The 17445-nt window shown below is 49.0% G+C and carries 17 protein-coding genes; 16 read left to right on the forward strand and 1 reads right to left on the reverse strand.

Annotated elements, in window-relative coordinates:
- The first annotated feature begins 52 nt into the window (after positions 1 to 52).
- Entirely contained in the window at positions 53 to 694 is a 642-nt protein-coding gene (eda, locus tag WJT86_RS08560; RefSeq protein ID WP_346337148.1) for a bifunctional 4-hydroxy-2-oxoglutarate aldolase/2-dehydro-3-deoxy-phosphogluconate aldolase, read from the forward strand.
- A gap of 32 nt (positions 695 to 726) precedes the next feature.
- Here the strand turns inward: eda and WJT86_RS08565 are convergent, their stop codons facing one another.
- The gene (locus tag WJT86_RS08565; RefSeq protein WP_346337149.1) at positions 727 to 1275 is read right to left on the reverse strand and encodes a GNAT family N-acetyltransferase; all 549 of its coding nucleotides are present in this window, start codon (positions 1273 to 1275) and stop codon (positions 727 to 729) included.
- A 66-nt stretch (positions 1276 to 1341) separates the two neighbouring features.
- Here WJT86_RS08565 and WJT86_RS08570 point away from each other — a divergent pair, with 66 nt between their 5' ends.
- From WJT86_RS08570 to WJT86_RS08640, 15 genes are all read left to right on the forward strand, one after another.
- Positions 1342 to 2007 carry a GNAT family N-acetyltransferase gene (locus WJT86_RS08570; protein WP_346337150.1) on the forward strand — a complete coding sequence of 222 codons (666 nt, stop codon included), beginning with the start codon at positions 1342 to 1344 and terminating at the stop codon, positions 2005 to 2007.
- An 86-nt stretch (positions 2008 to 2093) separates the two neighbouring features.
- Positions 2094 to 3137, forward strand: a complete 1044-nt coding sequence (ruvB, locus tag WJT86_RS08575) for a Holliday junction branch migration DNA helicase RuvB (protein ID WP_407066934.1) — start codon at positions 2094 to 2096, stop codon at positions 3135 to 3137.
- Positions 3130 to 3591: a tol-pal system-associated acyl-CoA thioesterase gene (ybgC, locus tag WJT86_RS08580; RefSeq protein ID WP_346337152.1), complete on the forward strand. Its 462-nt coding sequence runs from the start codon at positions 3130 to 3132 to the stop codon at positions 3589 to 3591. The genes ruvB and ybgC overlap by 8 nt, the downstream gene beginning before the upstream one ends.
- 108 nt (positions 3592 to 3699) lie before the next feature.
- Positions 3700 to 4623: a zinc metalloprotease HtpX gene (gene htpX, locus WJT86_RS08585; protein WP_346337153.1), complete on the forward strand. Its 924-nt coding sequence runs from the start codon at positions 3700 to 3702 to the stop codon at positions 4621 to 4623.
- A gap of 282 nt (positions 4624 to 4905) precedes the next feature.
- A complete protein-coding gene (gene tolQ / locus WJT86_RS08590) occupies positions 4906 to 5628 on the forward strand; it encodes a protein TolQ (RefSeq protein ID WP_346337154.1) in 723 nt (240 codons plus the stop codon).
- A 15-nt stretch (positions 5629 to 5643) separates the two neighbouring features.
- Positions 5644 to 6087 carry an ExbD/TolR family protein gene (locus WJT86_RS08595; protein ID WP_346337155.1) on the forward strand — a complete coding sequence of 148 codons (444 nt, stop codon included), beginning with the start codon at positions 5644 to 5646 and terminating at the stop codon, positions 6085 to 6087.
- Positions 6088 to 6111: 24 nt separating this feature from the next.
- Positions 6112 to 7236, forward strand: a complete 1125-nt coding sequence (tolA, locus tag WJT86_RS08600) for a cell envelope integrity protein TolA (protein WP_346337156.1) — start codon at positions 6112 to 6114, stop codon at positions 7234 to 7236.
- 13 nt (positions 7237 to 7249) lie between these two features.
- Entirely contained in the window at positions 7250 to 8605 is a 1356-nt protein-coding gene (gene tolB / locus WJT86_RS08605; protein WP_346337157.1) for a Tol-Pal system beta propeller repeat protein TolB, read from the forward strand.
- A 282-nt stretch (positions 8606 to 8887) separates the two neighbouring features.
- Positions 8888 to 9382: a peptidoglycan-associated lipoprotein Pal gene (gene pal / locus WJT86_RS08610; protein WP_346337158.1), complete on the forward strand. Its 495-nt coding sequence runs from the start codon at positions 8888 to 8890 to the stop codon at positions 9380 to 9382.
- A 154-nt stretch (positions 9383 to 9536) separates the two neighbouring features.
- Positions 9537 to 10508 carry a tol-pal system protein YbgF gene (gene ybgF / locus WJT86_RS08615; protein WP_346337159.1) on the forward strand — a complete coding sequence of 324 codons (972 nt, stop codon included), beginning with the start codon at positions 9537 to 9539 and terminating at the stop codon, positions 10506 to 10508.
- Between the two features lie 8 nt (positions 10509 to 10516).
- Positions 10517 to 11569 (forward strand): tRNA lysidine(34) synthetase TilS, encoded by a 1053-nt coding sequence (tilS, locus tag WJT86_RS08620; RefSeq protein WP_346337160.1) that lies wholly within the window; start codon positions 10517 to 10519, stop codon positions 11567 to 11569.
- Positions 11570 to 11800: 231 nt separating this feature from the next.
- On the forward strand, positions 11801 to 13738 hold the full coding sequence (ftsH, locus tag WJT86_RS08625; RefSeq protein WP_346337161.1) for an ATP-dependent zinc metalloprotease FtsH: 1938 nt from the start codon (positions 11801 to 11803) through the stop codon (positions 13736 to 13738).
- Positions 13739 to 13904: 166 nt separating this feature from the next.
- The gene (gene glmM, locus WJT86_RS08630; RefSeq protein ID WP_346337162.1) at positions 13905 to 15248 is read left to right on the forward strand and encodes a phosphoglucosamine mutase; all 1344 of its coding nucleotides are present in this window, start codon (positions 13905 to 13907) and stop codon (positions 15246 to 15248) included.
- A gap of 71 nt (positions 15249 to 15319) precedes the next feature.
- Complete coding sequence (locus tag WJT86_RS08635; protein WP_346337163.1) at positions 15320 to 15991, forward strand: GntR family transcriptional regulator; 672 nt, start codon at positions 15320 to 15322, stop codon at positions 15989 to 15991.
- 257 nt (positions 15992 to 16248) lie between these two features.
- Positions 16249 to 17421 (forward strand): phosphoserine transaminase, encoded by a 1173-nt coding sequence (locus tag WJT86_RS08640; protein WP_407066935.1) that lies wholly within the window; start codon positions 16249 to 16251, stop codon positions 17419 to 17421.
- Positions 17422 to 17445: the final 24 nt, after the last annotated feature.

Genomic DNA, 17445 nt, shown 5'->3' on the forward strand with positions numbered 1-17445 from the left:
AGTGATATGCAGTAGAGAAGGACAGGCTTTTGTTCGTTTAACGGGGAATAATATGAAGACTAAGGTTCAGACAATCATTTCCTATGCCAAACTTGGACCGGTTATCCCGGTTGTCACTATTAACGATGCCTCAAAAGCCGTTCCTCTTGCTGAAGCGCTGGTTGAAGGCGGGTTGCCGGTTGTTGAAATTACCCTGCGTACCGGTGCGGCCATGGAAGCCATTCGACAGATTGCCAAGGCTGTCCCAAAAGCTGTTGTTGCAGCTGGTACAGTGATTAATGCAGAGCAGGTCATGGCTGTGGTTGATGCTGGTGCCAAGATGATTGTTACACCGGGAACAACGCATCGTATGGCTGAAGTTCTAGCTGAGGCCGCTATTCCGGTAATGCCAGGCTGCTCAACTCCCTCAGAAGCACTTGAACTTGCGCAACTGGGTTTTGAAGCTTTGAAGTTCTTCCCGGCTTCCGTGTTTGGTGGAACATCATGGTTGAAGGCTATCAATGGCCCGCTTCCTCATCTGACTTTCTGCCCGACAGGTGGTATTGATCTCAATTCTGCGCCTGATTATCTCACACTTCCAAATGTCCCATGTGTTGGCGGGACATGGGTTGCGCCGTCAAAGATGATTGATGCCGGTGATTTTGATGGTATCGTCAAACTGGCAAAGGACGCGGTTGCAAAACTGCGTGGCTGATCACTTGCTTTATGGCGAGCGCAGTGGTTCTGTCACTGCGCTTTTTTATTGAGCCTGTACAAAACATGCCGACGGAGAGGATGGTCGTTTGGCAATGCCGGATGGTCAAAATCCTCGGTAGGATTGTGATGCATCCCTAACCGTTCCATCACTCGGCGGGAGCGTTGGTTTTCTGATACGGTGAAAGATACGACTTCTGGTAAGTGCAGTTTGGTAAAAGCGTATTCAAGAACAGTTTGTGCCGCTTCTGTAACATACCCATGCCCCCAATATGCTTTTGTCAGACGCCATCCAATCTCTGTACAGGGCGTAAAATGGGCCTCGAACCGGGTAATAGCCAAGCCCGTAAAGCCAATAAAACGATTATTGGATTTAAGCTCCAGCGCCCACAGTCCCAATGGAGATTGCTCCATTTGCTCCTGAATTCTGTTTGCAAGTGCATCACTCTCAGTGCGGGTTAAGGTATCGGGAAAATAACGCATCACCTCTGGGTCTGCGTTGAGAGCTGCAAAGACATCAAAGTCTTCTGCTTTCCATTTCCGGAGTTTGAGGCGTGATGTTGTGAGCTCCGGGCAGGCCATGGGACTTTCCACTTTACTTCTATCAGATGGTGGCTACCCTCTGCTTACCGCTTGAGGGAGAATATAATGCGTGATCTTCAAACATGGACAAAAAGGAAGTCCCCGGAAACTACCACGCTTGTTGGTCGTTATGTAACCCTCGCGCCTTTAAGTATTTCGCGACATGCGGATGATATCTTTGAGGAAACGCTCTCTGCTGATTTGTGGACATATCTGCCAGACCAGTTTCCGCAGACGCGTAATGACTTTGATGACTGGTTTGCTGCTCTTTTAGAACGGGAAAATTTTGTTTTCTACGCAATTGTCAATAACGAAACCATGCGCCCAGAAGGCTTGTTTGCATTAATGCGGACTGATGCTGCCAATGGTTCAACCGAAGTTGGCTGTGTAGTCTTTGGCCCCAAATTGTCACGCTCCCGTAAGGCGACAGAAGCCATCTATCTCTTGATGAAGTATGTTTTCGAGACACTGGACTATCGTCGTTTTGAATGGAAATGCGATAATCAGAATGAGCCCTCCAAGGCTGCCGCATTACGGTTTGGCTTCCAGTATGAGGGGTTGTTTCGCCAGCATCTGGTTGTCAAAGGTAAAAACCGCGATACGGCCTGGTTCTCAATTATTGATAGTGAATGGCCTGAATTGAAGCATATTTATGAAGCATGGCTGGAGCCATCAAACTTCAATTCTGAGGGACAACAGAAAAAGCGCTTACAGGAAATGCATCGTTCATGATATGTACCCATTTGTGATATGCGCTATACATGACAATCATCTGTCGAATCGACAGCTGTTTGTAAATGAGATTTGAGACGGAAAACGTGGCAGAGAATAATCGCCTTTTAACCCCGGAGCAGCGTGAGGATGATACGGATACTTCTATCCGCCCTCTCATTCTGAATGAATTTATTGGTCAGAAACAGGCCCGGGCCAATCTGCAAATCTTTATTGATGCGGCAAAGGCGCGTGGCGATGCACTTGATCACGTTCTGTTTGTTGGCCCTCCGGGGTTAGGTAAAACAACACTGGCGCAAATTGTTGCCCGTGAGCTTGGCGTCAACTTCCGCTCAACATCCGGCCCAGTCATTGCAAAAGCCGGTGATCTGGCTGCCCAGCTGACCAATCTGGAAGAGCGGGATGTTCTCTTCATCGACGAAATACATCGTCTCAACCCAGCTGTTGAAGAGATACTCTATCCGGCAATGGAAGATTACCAGCTAGATCTGATCATTGGTGAAGGCCCAGCCGCGCGTTCGGTTAAAATTGATCTGCCAAAGTTTACGCTGGTTGGCGCTACGACCCGTGCCGGTCTGCTGACAACGCCATTACGTGATCGTTTTGGTATTCCAATCCGCCTTGAGTTCTATACGATTGAAGAGCTGTTGCTGATCGTGAAGCGTGGCGCACGTGTTCTTGGCGTTAACATGAGTGAAGAGGGGGCAGAAGAAATTGCCCGCCGTTCACGTGGGACACCGCGTATTGCCGGTCGTCTGTTGCGACGTGTTCGTGACTTCTCGATTGTCGAGGGCGCGCGTGAAGTTTCCCGCTCGCTGGCAGATGGTGCTTTGCGCCTGCTTGATGTCGACCCTATTGGGCTTGATCTGATGGACCGCAAGTATCTTGATACAATTGCCATGTCTTTTGGTGGTGGCCCTGTTGGTATTGAGACAATTGCTGCGGCTTTATCAGAGCCCCGCGATGCAATTGAAGAAATTATTGAACCATATCTGATCCAGCTTGGATTTGTGCAGAGAACACCACGCGGACGCATTCTGACCCCGCATGCCTATCGGCATCTGGGCCTGAAAGAGCCCCCGCCAAGTGCCACACAATTCGGACTTTTCCCTGGGGGCGATGATGAGTGATGTGAAAGATCCAGGCGCCGGTTTGGCGGGATATTTCCGCGATGATGTCCATATTCTTCCTATTCGTGTCTACTATGAGGATACGGACTTCTCAGGCATTGTGTATCACGCCAATTATCTGCGCTTCATGGAGCGCGGTCGTACAGATTCTCTTCGTCTTGCAGGTGTCGGTCAGTCAGAGCTGCATGCGGATGGAAAAGGCATTTTCTTCGCTGTTCGTCGTATGACGATTGAATATTTCAAGCCGGCAGTGATGGACGATCTCTTGCATGTTGAAACCCATACACGTGAAGTTCGTGGTGCATCACTGATTATCGATCAGAAGATCAGGCGTGGAGATGAGGTTCTTGTGACAGGTGAGGTACGCGTTGCGGCTATTGCTGGTGATCGTCCTGCCCGCATACCAGATCATCTGCGTGATATTCTGATGGGCAAAAAGCTGGTTGGTGCTTGATCGATCAGCCCGTTACCATAATTTCTACTTCATCTTGTTGTAATTCATACGGATGCATTCCTACATAAGAGGGGTGACGAAGTCCTTGAATAAGATTGGAGTTATTTGATGAAATACACCAAAACCGCAATTCTTTTGGCAGGAATGACGGCGCTTTTCGGGGCGGCAGGGTTTTTGCTTGGCGGGAAGGGTGGCATGATAATTGCGCTTGGGTTGGCGGTTATCATGAATCTGTTTACCTACTGGAATGCCGATAAAATGGTTTTGCGTGCTTATTCGGCACGTGAGGTAAACGAGCACGAGGCACCTGAATTTTATAACATGGTCAAGCAGCTTGCCATGCGTGCCGGGCTGCCAATGCCAAAAGTGTATATTATCGATAACCCGCAGCCGAATGCTTTTGCGACAGGACGTAACCCTGAAAATGCAGCTGTTGCCGCAACAACAGGTATTATGCAGCAGCTGACCTATGATGAGCTGGCAGGCGTCATGGCCCACGAACTTGCGCATGTGAAGCACTACGATACCCTGACGATGACAATCAGTGCCGCACTTGCTGGTGCAATTTCATCGCTTGCGCAGTTCGGCTTCTTCTTCGGTGGCCGTGGAGATGATCGCCCAAACCCTATTGTGGTGATTGCAACTGCAATTTTAGCTCCGCTTGCCGCAATGGTTATCCAGATGGCCATTAGCCGTTCACGTGAATATGAAGCAGATAGGGAAGGCGGTGAGATTTCAGGTAATCCGCTGGCGCTGGCATCCGCATTGCAGAAGATTGCGAGCGGTGTACAGCATATTCCAAATCCTGAGGCAGAGAATCATCCTGCGACAGCCTCATTGTTCATTATCAATCCGTTGTCCGGTCACGGGGTGGATAATCTGTTTTCCACCCACCCGGCAACAGAAAACCGTATTGCAGCCCTGACTGAGCAGGCAAGGCAGATGGGATTAAGCGGAACTGCTACCCGCTCAAACTATACACCGCCACCATCAGGGCAGCCGAACACCCGTAGACGTGGGCCTTGGGGTTAAGATGTAAGCTTTTGAGCTAATTAAATGTTTCCATTGCTACGGCGCTCCTCATGAGCGCCGTAATTTTTATTTCTACTAATTGTCTCTCAACCGATAATTTCTAACCAAGCTTTAACCATAATGATGGCAAAAGGGCATTTAGAGTTAACGACTCAGGATGATTCATTTCGTTTGCCCTTATTTTCGACAGATTTAGGGACGAACGAGCTAGCATAAAGAATTTTTCCGGTCAGCCAGCAAGATTGCAGCCAATCCGGTACGTATGTTTAAGGATTAAAACAAATGCCTCCAGCCGATATTGCCCAGACGGCTACACAAGCAGTTCATGACATTACCCTTTGGGGATTGTTCTGGTCAGCACACTTTGTTGTCAAGCTCGTCATGATGGGGCTTTTAGGTGCTTCGATCTGGTGCTGGGCGATCATTATCGACAAGACGCTTCTGTTCCGCCGTACAAAAACGGCAATGGATCGTTTTGAAGAAATTTTCTGGTCTGGTCAGTCTCTGGAAGATCTCTATCGCAATTTGCAGGGGCGCCCGACGACAGGTCTGGCTTCACTGTTTGTTGCAGCCATGAATGAGTGGAAGCGCTCTTTTGAAGGTTCCGGCCGTTCGGTTCAGAGCCTTGGGCAGCGTATTGATAAAGTTCTCGATGTAACGATCCAGCGTGAAGTTGAGCGTCTTGAAGGTCGTCTTCTGTTTCTTGCCTCAATCGGTTCAGCAGGCCCATACATCGGTCTGTTTGGTACGGTCTGGGGTATTATGACAGCCTTTACCTCGATTGCTGCCTCCAAGAACAGCAGTCTGGCTGTTGTTGCGCCCGGTATTGCTGAAGCGCTGTTTGCAACAGCTATTGGTCTGTTTGCCGCTATTCCGGCTGTTCTGGCTTACAACAAACTGCAGGCTGAGGTTTCCAAGTTGCAGTCACGCCTTGAAGCTTTTGCTGATGAATTTTCTGCCATTCTGTCTCGCCAGATTGACGAGCGCATTGCACTGGCTGCCTAAGGCGGGAGAACGGGTATGTCTGTTAATTTTGGTTCAGTTGGAGGAGGTCGCCGCAGCCGTCGAGGTCGTCGGGGTGGTGGTGCCATCAACGAAATCAATATGACACCATTTATCGACGTGATGCTGGTGCTGCTCATCATCTTCATGGTGTCAGCACCATTGCTGACATCAGGTGTGCCGGTTGATCTGCCAAAAGGTGGGACAACGCCGCTAAATGCGGATGCTAAGCCTCTGGTTGTCAGCCTCAAGGAAGGCGGCAAGATTTTCGTCGGTGATGATGAAATTCAGGATGAAACCCTGCTCGACAAACTGGCTCAGTCTTCCAAGAACGGCTTTGAAGAACGCATCTTTATTCGGGCAGACAAGAAACTTGATTACGGCCGTGTTGCCCAGATTATGGCTAAAGTGACAGGTGGTGGTTACTCCAAGGTTGGCCTTGTAACCGCAACCGAGCAGTAAACAGGAATAAAAGCAGGTATCTTCGTGTTGAACTTTAAGAAGACAGAGCCGGGAATTATTGTATCGGGAGTGCTGCATGTATCAGCGCTTGCGATACTGCTTTTCGGCATGCCTGCTGCCAGCTTCCCTGATGCCGTAGAGGCTGTTCCGATTGATGTGATTTCTGAGGATATGCTCGGGACAATTACACGTGGTGAACTGACGGCTGATAAAGTTCAGGAAAACCCGAAGGAAGTTGCTGTTCGCCAGTCTGATGTCGTTGAGAAGAAAGATAACAGCGAAGATAAAAGTGACCTCTTATCTACGTCCAAGCGTACAGAGGATATGGAGGTTGATGATAAGCCGGAGCCCGTGAAAAGTGAGCCTCCGCCGCCACCTCCACCGCCGCCACCACCTCCTCCGGAAAAAGAGCCAGACAAACAGTCTCAGGCTGATGCTGAGGCTTTGCTGAAGCAGCAGCAGGAAGCTGAGATTGCTGAGCAGAAAAAGAAGGCTGAGGAAAAGGCTAAGGCTGAAGCGAAAGCCAAGCAGGAAAAAGAGCGTAAGCTGGCTGAAAAGAAAAGGGCTGAAGAGGCTGCCAAGAAATTAGCGGAAGCGAAGGCTGCCAAAGAGGCTCAGCTGAAGGCTGAGGCCAAGGCAAAAGCCGATAAGGAAAAAGCTGAAAAGCAGGCGAAAGCCAAGCGTGATGCCGAAATGGCAAAACTGTTTGACGATGCATCCTCTGCTCTGAACTCGAAAGAAGCTTCAAGATCGACAGGTTCTTCTGGCCGTGAGGTGAACAGGACTTCATCGCTTGGGACCGCGACAGGTAGTGCTGCGAAGTTAAGTCCAAGCATGCAGCAGCAATTAGTTGGTATTATCATGACACAGCTAAAAAAATGCTGGAATGTACCAGTTGCTGTGCAATCCGTTATTGTCAAACCTGTTGTTAAAATCCGGTTTTATGTCCAACCGGACGGTGCTCTTATTGGTCTGCCACAGATGACTGGTTCTGAAGGTGGTAATCCAGCTTTAGTATCTTTAGCTGCGGAGAGTGCTATTCGTGCAGTTCAGCAATGCACACCACTACAGATTCCTGCTCAGTTTGCTCCTTATTATAGCACTACTTGGAAAGAGCTGAATATTAGGTTTAATCCTTCAGAAATGTGATGAGTTAATAGATATGGTTGCTATTATCAGTACCAAAAAGCCGTTGAAAGAATCTTCGCTTCTGACAGCATTAGCTGCTCTCGGACTGGGATTGGCGATGGCCATGGGGAGTATCCCTGCATCTGCTCAGTTAGATGTTGATGTTACTCAAGGTAACATTCAGCCGACGCCAATTGCGATTGCTGACTTTTCTGGCGATGGCGAACTTGGACGTCAGGTAGCAGGTGTGATTACCAATAACCTGACGCGTTCTGGCTATTTTATCGTTGTCGATAAGAGCCGTTTCCCTGAGCGCCCTTCGTTTGAGGTTCCACCAAAAGCAGGTGTCTGGAACGATACTGGCGTTAAAGCTATTCTGACCGGGCGCGTTTCGCGTGATGGTTCTGGCCGTTTGAAAGCCGAGTTCCGTCTCTATGATGCTTTTACAGGTCAGCAGATTACAGGTCAGCAGTACTTTACAGACCCTAGCTACTGGCGCCGTATCGGGCATATCATTTCTGATGCCGTCTATACCAAGATTACTGGTGTTGGTCCGTTCTTTGATACCCGCGTTGCCTATGTTGCGGAAACCGGGCCAAAGGAAAACCGTCGCAAACAGTTGGCTGTGATGGATCAGGATGGTGCAAACGTTCGCTATATTACGCAGGGTGAAGCTACGATTGTGACGCCGCGTTATTCGCCAACCTCACAGGACATCACCTTTATGGCCCAGAAGCATGGTGAGCAGGGCCGTGTGCAGTTGATTAATCTTGAGACGGGTGCTCGTCAGGTTGTTGGCAACTTCCCGGACATGACGGCAAGTCCGCGCTTCTCACCAGATGGGCAACGCATCGTTATGAGCCTGCAGCAGGGTGGTAATGCCAATATCTATATGATGGATCTTGGTTCGCGTACAACAACGCGCCTGACCTCTACCGCGGCTATTGATACATCGCCATCTTTCTCACCTGATGGGCGCAATATTGTTTTCGAGAGTGACCGTGGTGGTCGTCAGCAGATTTACATCATGAATACGGATGGTTCCGGCCAGAAGCGTATTTCGTTTGGTGAAGGCTCTTACTCTCAGCCGGCATGGTCTCCACGTGGTGATTATATTGCATTTACAAAACAGCGTTCTGGCGGTTTCGCGATTGGTGTGATGAAGCCTGATGGTTCCGGAGAACGTATCCTGACAGAGAGCTTCCACAGTGAAGGTCCGACATGGGCACCAAACGGTCAGTATATCATCTTCTTCCGTGACCCGGGTGGTCAGGGTGGTGGTCGTCTCTACATGGTCGACGTTACAGGCCGCGTAGAAATGCCATTGCCAACACCAACGTCAGCATCCGACCCAACATGGTCACCGCTGCTGAGTGGCAATGGTCGCTGATTAATCCTGAGAAAGCCGATCCTTTGATCGGCTTTTTTATTGCTTGGAAAAATGTGCTCTTTCTGCAACAGCGTCACAATATAAAACAGGATCACAGATTACACTTCAGAATGGCGCTTTTCCGCCGCATTTACCAACGATTAACCATAACCGTGATTTGAATAAATTATTCGACCTGAAGACTAAGGTTTAAGCATCCGGAACCGTTTATGAAACGACTGGTTAACCATCTAAGGGTATGAGTAGGTAACAAATATCTTCGTGTTGAAGGAGTTCATGAGAATGTTAACATCGCGCCCCGTAAAACTGGCAGCCGCCATTGTTGTTGCGATGACCCTTGCTGCCTGTTCCAAAGATGGTGCCGATGGCGCTAACGGTGGTTTCGGGGCAGGTGGTTACGCCGCTCCGGGTAGTTCGCAGGAATTTGTCGTCAATGTTGGCGACCGTGTTTTCTTTGAAACAGATTCCACATCCCTGACACCTACGGCTACAGCAACTCTGGACAAGCAGGTTCAGTGGCTGCAGCAGTATCCGAAATATACCTTTGTTGTTGAAGGTCATGCGGACGAACGCGGCACACGTGAGTACAACTACTCACTCAGCGCCCGTCGTGCACAGGTTGTTCGTGACTATCTGACATCCCGTGGTATCAATTCTTCGCGTATGCGTGTGATTGCTTATGGTAAGGAACGTCCTGTTGCAGTCTGTAACGACATTTCCTGCTGGTCACAGAATCGCCGTTCGGTCACAGTTCTTGATGGTAGCGCTGGCTCATAAGCCACGTTGCCTTCCTGATGAGATAAGCCGGCGCCGTGTGCGCCGGTTTTTTATTTGAAAATGCCTGTTTAAGGCTTATCAGTTCTTCTTGGTCAGCTTGCGTTCAGCTTTGCCAGCATTATATATTTCTACGAATAGAGCGGATCAATTGACAATGTTTTATCGCATTTTACCAGCTTTCTTTATTTTGTTGGCTCTGGCCTGCGCTCCTGCCAAAGCGCAGGAAGATCAGTCTGATATTGTTGTCCGCATGAGCGAGATGGAACAACAGGTCCGTCAGATGACCGGGCAGATTGAGATGCTTCAGCATGAAAATCAGCAGCTGAAAGATCAGTTGCGTGCCTTAGGTGCTCAGCCTGCAGGTGTCGGTGGCGCTCCAGCTCCAGCAGCACCCGTCGGAAATAATACTGCTGCACAAACCAATTCGGCTACTGCTCGGGTGAATGAGCAGCCTGTTCTTGAGCGGGTTCCCGTTACTTCTCAGCGCCGTATGGGTGATGTTTTTGATCCGGCTTCTCAGCCTGATGCGCCCGGCGCACCACGGGCTCTTGGAACAACAGAGCCTTCACGGCCTCTGTCAGAGCAGGAAATTAAAGCGGACAAGCCATCTTACCAGATGCCAAGCGGCGCTGTTTCAGAGCCGGTAAAGACACCGCCAGAAACGCCAGCCGGGCCGGGTGCCGAAAATGCAACCAAGCCTGCTGCCCCTGTTGGTCCGAGTGTCGCCGCAACAGGCTCTGGAGATCCAAAAGCAGATTATGATGCGGCTTACACAGCCTTTACGCAGACCAATTATCAGGATGCTGAAATGGGCTTTCGTCAGTTCTTGCAGTCACACCCGCGCGATGAACGGGTGCCCGACGCGATGTACTGGCTTGGTGAGACATATCTCCTGACGGATCGTGCACGGGAGGCCGGTGAACAGTTTCTTGCAATCTCAAAATTGCATGCCAATTCAAGCAAAGCGCCAGCTGCTTTGTTAAAGCTTGGATCATCTCTGGTGAATATTGGAGCAGCGGACAGGGCCTGTGCTATTTTCAGTGAAGCGCTTCGTAAATATCCGAAAGCCTCCGCATCCTATAGGGATGAAGTCGTACGTGAGCAAAAACGTGCGAACTGTCCTTGAGGCGTAGAATGACAGATACAGAGGCAGGCGCTCCAATCATTGCATTACAGGATGATGAGCTGAAGGATATTTTCAGGCATATTGGTAATAAAAAACACGTTGTGGTTGCTGTCTCTGGTGGGCCGGATTCTATGGCGTTAATGGCAGCCGTTGCGCGTTTCCATGAGCTATATGCCCCTGATCTCAAGATACATATTGCAACTGTCGATCACGGATTGCGTGAAGAGTCCCGGCAGGAAGCCGAGATGGTTAAAGATATCTCCCATAAATTGGGTCTGCCATTCCATTTGCTGACCTGGACAGGTGAGAAGCCCGAAACAGGTATTCAGGAAATGGCGCGGGATGCGCGCTATGGATTACTGTTGAAGCTATGTCATGACTTAAGGGCAGATTTTTTACTTACTGCACATACGCTTGATGATCAGGCAGAGACGTTCATGATGCGGATGGCCCGCGGTTCTGGCCTGTCGGGCTTGCAGGCTATGCGTATTGTTCGTGATCTGGAAGGTGTGAAGCATATCAGACCACTGCTCCACATCTCTAAACAACGGCTTATTGCGACATGTGAGAAGTGGGATATTCCTTTCATTAATGACCCCTCCAACGTTAATGACCATTACACGCGTGTGCGTTGGCGCAAGTTGCTCCCAGTTCTGGCTGATGAAGGGCTGACAGCACAGAAACTTATGGTGCTTTCTGAACGAATTGAAAGGGCAGAGAATGCTCTTGATCAGAAGGCTACAGAGGCTTTTGAAAGGGCTCTGGTATCTAAAAAAACGGAAGATAATCTGGAGCTTGACTTCAATAAGTTAAGGCAGGAGCCTGAAGAAATTATTCTCAGGGTGCTTGTTCAGGCAATTTTACAGGTTTCAGGAAAAAAAGATCATCTGAGGCTGCAGCGTGTTGAGGGATATATTGCTGCCCTTTTATCTGCTCTGGAAAATAACCTGGCCGAACGCAGAACCCTTGGAGGAGTAATGCTTTTTCTGAAAAAAAATAGTGTTTTAACCTTGGCAAAAGAACCCGTCCGGCAACGGGGAAGGGGGGCGGAATCTCATTAACCGTGATCGTCAAATCATCGCAGTTGGGGCTTTCACCCTTGGCAAGAATGGTTACAACACCTAAATGTATATGATGTATCTTTACGACCCTTGTGGGGCCTTTCTGAATATACGGTTTCTCGGATGTTCAGCTCAGGGTGAAGACGACATAAAACAGACAACATGTTTTCTGCAATATTGTGCTGTTGCAGAAAGCTTTCTACCCCAAGTACAGGGAACGACGAACAACAGATGAACCCGAATTTGCGTAATTTCGCCCTGTGGGTGGTTATTGGCCTTCTTGTTTTAGCCCTCGTTTCTGCCTTTCAGGGGCAGGGGCAACGTTCTGCTGAAGGGTCAATTCCTTACAGCCAGTTGCTGACAGATGCAGCAGCCGGAAAAATAGCTGAGGTCGAAATTGTCGGCCAGCAGATTACCGGTAAGTACCGTGATGGAAACCGTGGCTTCTCAACTTATGCGCCGAATGATCCAAATCTGGTCTCACGGCTTGAAGAGAAGGGTGTGACCATCAAGGCTAACCCGCCTACAGAAGGTAATACCAACTGGTTCCTTGCCCTGTTGTTCAACATGCTTCCAGTTCTGCTGATTATTGGTGTCTGGGTCTTTATGTCCCGTCAGATGCAGGGGGGTGCTGGCCGGGCAATGGGCTTTGGTAAATCCAAGGCCAAGCTGCTTACTGAAGCGCAGGGCCGGGTAACATTTGATGATGTTGCCGGTGTTGATGAAGCAAAAGAAGATTTGCAGGAGATTGTCGAGTTCCTTCGTGAACCGGGTAAGTTCCAGCGTCTTGGAGGTCGTATTCCGCGTGGTGTTCTGCTTGTTGGCCCTCCCGGTACTGGTAAGACATTGATCGCCCGTGCTGTTGCGGGTGAAGCAAATGTTCCGTTCTTTACGATTTCCGGTTCTGATTTCGTTGAAATGTTTGTTGGTGTTGGTGCTTCGCGTGTCCGTGACATGTTTGAGCAGGCCAAAAAGAATGCACCATGCATTATCTTCATCGACGAAATTGATGCTGTCGGACGTCACCGTGGCGCAGGTCTTGGTGGTGGTAATGACGAACGCGAACAGACTTTGAACCAGCTGCTTGTCGAGATGGATGGCTTCGAGGCGAATGAAGGTGTGATCATCATTGCGGCCACAAACCGCCCGGATGTTCTTGATCCTGCTCTCTTGCGTCCAGGCCGTTTTGACCGTCAGATTACAGTTCCCAATCCTGATGTGATTGGTCGTGAACGTATTCTCAAGGTTCACGTTCGCAAGGTTCCGCTGGCTCCTGATGTTGACTTGAAGGTTGTTGCACGCGGTACGCCGGGCTTCTCTGGTGCTGATCTGATGAACCTTGTTAACGAGGCTGCTCTTTTGGCTGCACGCCGTGGTAAGCGGATTGTAACCAAGCTTGAGTTTGAAGATGCCAAGGACAAGGTCCTTATGGGAGCCGAACGCCGTACATTGGTTATGACCGATGAGGAGAAAAGAAATACAGCTTACCATGAAGCAGGGCATGCAATTGTTGCTCTGAATGTGGTTGCGACAGATCCGGTTCATAAAGCAACGATCATCCCGCGTGGGCGGGCGCTTGGTATGGTCATGCAGCTTCCAGAACGCGACCAAATTTCCATGAGCTTTGAGCAGATGACTTCGCGTCTAGCCATATTGATGGGTGGGCGTATTGCGGAGGAAATGACTTTCGGTGAAAATAAAGTCACATCCGGTGCTCAGGCTGATATTCAGATGGCCACACGTCTTGCACGGATGATGGTCACCCGCTGGGGCTTCTCTAAGGAGCTTGGTACAGTTGCTTATGGTGAGAATCAGGATGAAGTCTTCTTAGGAATGTCTGTTGGACGTCAGCAGAATATTTCTGAGGCAACAGCACAAACTATTGATGCTGAGGTTCGCAGACTTGTTGATGAAGGTTTACAGGAAGCCCGTACAATTCTCACCAAGAAGAAGAAAGATCTTGAAACTCTGGCTAAGGGCCTTCTTGAGTACGAGACCTTGAGTGGTGATGAAATCAAAGAGCTGATCAAGGGCAATCCTCCTGTCCGGGATAATGAGCCGACAAATACACCACGTGGATCGGCTGTGCCGTCTACCGGTGGCTGGGGTAAGCCAGCCAAGACGGATGATGATAAGGACGAGGATATGGAACCTCAGCCGCAGCCGTAAGACACTTTGGTGACTTAATGAAAGGCCCGCGTTTTGCGGGCCTTTTTATAAGTGGTGTAATATTTTCACATTAAGTGTGATGGTAATTTATACCTTCTTACTTGACCCGGCAGGGCTGGTACTGCTTTCTGCCTATATAATTTTTCGTGAAATAAGGTGCGTAATCATGGGCCGTAAATACTTTGGCACTGATGGTATCCGTGGTCGTGCGAATGGCACAATCACATCAACCTTGGCGTTGAAAGTGGGACAGGCCGCTGGCCTTGCATTCAAGCGTGGTGATTATCGCCACCGTGTCATCATTGGTAAGGATACACGCCTTTCCGGTTATATGATTGAAAACGCTCTTGTTGCTGGTTTTACATCAGTTGGAGTTGATGTGCTCCAGCTTGGACCGATGCCAACACCTGCCGTTGCGATGCTGACGCGCTCAATGCGTTGCGACCTTGGTGTCATGATTTCTGCGTCTCATAACAGCTTTGAAGATAATGGCATTAAGCTGTTTGGCCCGGATGGTTATAAGCTCTCTGATGAAGTTGAGATGCAGATTGAGGCGCTTCTGGATCAGGATATTACTGCCAAGCTTGCGGGCCCTTCCGAACTGGGACGTGCGAAACGTATTGATAGTGTACATGCCCGTTATATCGAGTTTGCCAAGCGCAGTCTTCCCCGGCAGCTTGAACTCGAGGGAATGCGTATTGTCCTCGATTGTGCCAATGGTGCTGGCTATAAAGTTGCTCCGGAAACCCTTTGGGAAATGGGAGCTGAAGTTATTTCTATCGGCGTAAAGCCAGATGGTTTTAACATCAACCGGGATGTTGGTTCCACATCACCAGCAGCGCTTGTTGCCAAAGTTCATGAAGTACGAGCAGATATCGGTATTGCTCTTGATGGCGATGCTGATCGCGTGCTGATTGTCGATGAAAAAGGTGAACTGATCGACGGTGATCAGGTTATGGCGGCGATTGCAAGCTCATTGCGAGAAGATGGCATGCTCTCAAAGCCGGGTATCGTTTCAACAGTTATGTCCAATCTTGGATTAGAGCGTTTTCTCGAAGGGCAGGGCCTGAAGATGGAACGTACTGCCGTTGGTGACCGATACGTTCTCGAATGTATGCGTAGGGAAGGTTATAATCTGGGTGGAGAGCAGTCCGGCCATATTATTCTGTCTGACTATGCCACAACGGGGGACGGCCTTCTGGCAGCCTTACAGCTGCTTTCTGTCGTCAAAAAGCGCGATCTGCCGGTGAGTGAAGTTTGTCATTGCTTTGAACCAATGCCGCAAATTCTCAAGAATGTTCGCTACTCCAGCGGGAAGCCATTGCAGAATAAGGATGTTAAGGCCGCAATTGAAGCCGGTGAACAACGTCTTGGCCGCAATGGTCGATTGGTCATCCGACCATCCGGTACCGAGCCGCTTATCCGTGTCATGGGTGAGGGAGAAGACAGGGCGCTGGTCAACAGTGTTGTTGATGATATTGTTGCGGTCGTTACCAAAGTTGCTTCATAAAAATATTGAAGGAACGATATTCAGTCATTGCCATGATAGATGGCAATGACTGGAAGAGGACGGAGAAAACTGTGCGATATAAAATCAGTGCCGCCCAGCGTGTTTATCTGGATTTACGTCAGAAGATTGTTGGCATGGCTATTCTTCCGGGAAGCCGCATTGTCGAACAAGATATTGCTTCTGAGCACAGTATAAGCCGTACACCCGTCCATGAAGCTGTTCAGAAGCTTGCAGAAGAGGGGCTGATTGAGGTACGGCCTCGCTTTGGTACTTTCGTATCGAAGATTCCTCTCGGTGGGCTTGAAGAAGCAATGTTCATGCGTGAGGCACTTGAATGCGCCGTGGTTGAGCGTGTTTGTGAAATTATTACGCCTGAAGGCATTGAAACTATTGAAGGTATTTTGAAAGAGCAAGAAGCCTTTGTGATTAATCACAATCAAAAAGGTTTTCATAAGACTGATGAGGAGTTTCACGCTGCTCTTGCAAGTATTGCAGGATACCCCGGTATTTGGCGCATTATCCTGAATGCAAAAATGCAGGTTGATCGTTTTCGCCAGTTAACATTGAATGTTCCAGGTCATATGGAAATTGTTCTAGTTGAACATAAGAAAATACTTTCTGCAATCATTGAAAAGAATGCTGCTTCAGCTTCTGCCGCCATGCGGGAACACATGATGCATTTGCGGCCAGGCATCAGTCTGGCAGTGGAGCAATATCCAGATTATTTTTCTGGAACTCTCTAAACTAAATTATTCCAAATAAATATTCCGATATTATTTGATGATGCATATGTTTAAGTGTGAAACTAAGATTTAGTTTCCAGTGTCTACTAATATGCAAAAAGAATTTTCTGACTAAGTTATTGTATTTGATTAGTAATTGTTGTTGTGGTGATTTTTGAAATAAGAATCCGTAAAAATTCTACTTGACCTTTGAAGGTACTTTCTTCATATCCGTACGCGGGACACTCCTCCCCAACGAGGAGCGCCCATCTGTAAGGATGGTTACAATGATGAATATGCCTTTAGAGCGGCCAGCTGTGCCGTTTTTCTCGTCCGGTCCGTGCGCGAAGCGCCCTGGATGGAATCTGATTAATCTTAAAACTGAATCACTCGGTCGTTCGCACCGCTCAAAGATCGGTAAGTCGCGTCTTGCGCTTGCGATTGATCTGACACGCGAAGTGCTGCAGGTTCCCGCCGACTACCGTATCGGTATTGTTCCCGGTTCTGATACTGGTGCTGTTGAAATGGCTCTCTGGACAATGCTTGGTCCTAAGCCAGTCGAAATGCTTGCATGGGAGAGCTTCGGTGAAGGTTGGGTTACAGATGTTGTCAAACAGCTGAAACTCAATGATGTCATTGTCAAGAAAGCTGCTTACGGTGAGCTTCCGGATCTGACAGCCGTCAATACCAAGAACCATGATGTGGTTTTTGCCTGGAATGGTACGACATCAGGTGTTCGTGTCCCAAATGCGGACTGGATTGCTGCTGACCGTGAAGGTCTGACAATCTGTGATGCAACCTCTGCCGCATTCGCACAGAAGCTTGATTTCTCTAAGCTTGATGTTGTGACATTCTCCTGGCAGAAAGCTCTTGGCGGTGAAGGTGCCCACGGTGTTCTGATCCTGTCGCCACGTGCCGTTGAACGTCTTGAAAACTATATACCAGCATGGCCACTTCCGAAGATTTTCCGTATGACAAAAGGCGGAAAACTTATTGAAGGTATCTTCAAGGGTGAGACCATCAATACACCTTCGATGCTGACTGTCGAAGACTACATTGATGCTCTTGAGTGGGCTAAATCAATCGGTGGTCTGGAAGCTCTTATTGCTAAATCCGAGCGCAACGCTGCCGTCATCAACGAATGGGTTGCCAAAACGCCCTGGATTGCCAATCTGGCAAAAGATCCAAAAACGGCTTCAAATACCAGTGTCTGTCTCTCAATTCAGGATGCTGAAGTTGTTGCTAAGGGTGAGGAAGCGGTTGCGCAGGTTGCCAAAGGCATTGCCTCTCTGCTTGATAAAGAGGGCGTTGCCTATGATATCGGTGCCTATCGCGATGCGCCGTCCGGGTTGCGTATCTGGTGTGGTGCAACGGTTGAAGCGTCTGACCTTGATGCCCTGACACCATGGCTTGATTGGGCCTTCCAGCAAGAAAAAGCCAAGCTGGCCTGATTTTTCAAATACGACGAGAGGGAT

This window comes from Hohaiivirga grylli (assembly GCF_039655745.1).
In the GTDB taxonomy this organism is placed as follows: domain Bacteria; phylum Pseudomonadota; class Alphaproteobacteria; order Rhizobiales; family Beijerinckiaceae; genus Hohaiivirga; species Hohaiivirga grylli.

What these genes read in the sequence shown, in the direction of transcription:
- tilS (WP_346337160.1), top strand. Translation starts at nt 10,517, where the DNA reads ATGACAGATACAGAGGCAGGCGCTCCAATCATTGCATTACAGGATGAT.
- WJT86_RS08595 (WP_346337155.1), top strand. Translation starts at nt 5,644, where the DNA reads ATGTCTGTTAATTTTGGTTCAGTTGGAGGAGGTCGCCGCAGCCGTCGA.
- tolB (WP_346337157.1), top strand. Translation starts at nt 7,250, where the DNA reads ATGGTTGCTATTATCAGTACCAAAAAGCCGTTGAAAGAATCTTCGCTT.
- WJT86_RS08565 (WP_346337149.1), bottom strand. Translation starts at nt 1,275, where the DNA reads ATGGCCTGCCCGGAGCTCACAACATCACGCCTCAAACTCCGGAAATGG.
- pal (WP_346337158.1), top strand. Translation starts at nt 8,888, where the DNA reads ATGTTAACATCGCGCCCCGTAAAACTGGCAGCCGCCATTGTTGTTGCG.
- ftsH (WP_346337161.1), top strand. Translation starts at nt 11,801, where the DNA reads ATGAACCCGAATTTGCGTAATTTCGCCCTGTGGGTGGTTATTGGCCTT.
- WJT86_RS08640 (WP_407066935.1), top strand. Translation starts at nt 16,249, where the DNA reads ATGGTTACAATGATGAATATGCCTTTAGAGCGGCCAGCTGTGCCGTTT.
- WJT86_RS08570 (WP_346337150.1), top strand. Translation starts at nt 1,342, where the DNA reads ATGCGTGATCTTCAAACATGGACAAAAAGGAAGTCCCCGGAAACTACC.
- glmM (WP_346337162.1), top strand. Translation starts at nt 13,905, where the DNA reads ATGGGCCGTAAATACTTTGGCACTGATGGTATCCGTGGTCGTGCGAAT.
- ybgF (WP_346337159.1), top strand. Translation starts at nt 9,537, where the DNA reads ATGTTTTATCGCATTTTACCAGCTTTCTTTATTTTGTTGGCTCTGGCC.
- ybgC (WP_346337152.1), top strand. Translation starts at nt 3,130, where the DNA reads ATGAGTGATGTGAAAGATCCAGGCGCCGGTTTGGCGGGATATTTCCGC.
- htpX (WP_346337153.1), top strand. Translation starts at nt 3,700, where the DNA reads ATGAAATACACCAAAACCGCAATTCTTTTGGCAGGAATGACGGCGCTT.
- eda (WP_346337148.1), top strand. Translation starts at nt 53, where the DNA reads ATGAAGACTAAGGTTCAGACAATCATTTCCTATGCCAAACTTGGACCG.
- tolQ (WP_346337154.1), top strand. Translation starts at nt 4,906, where the DNA reads ATGCCTCCAGCCGATATTGCCCAGACGGCTACACAAGCAGTTCATGAC.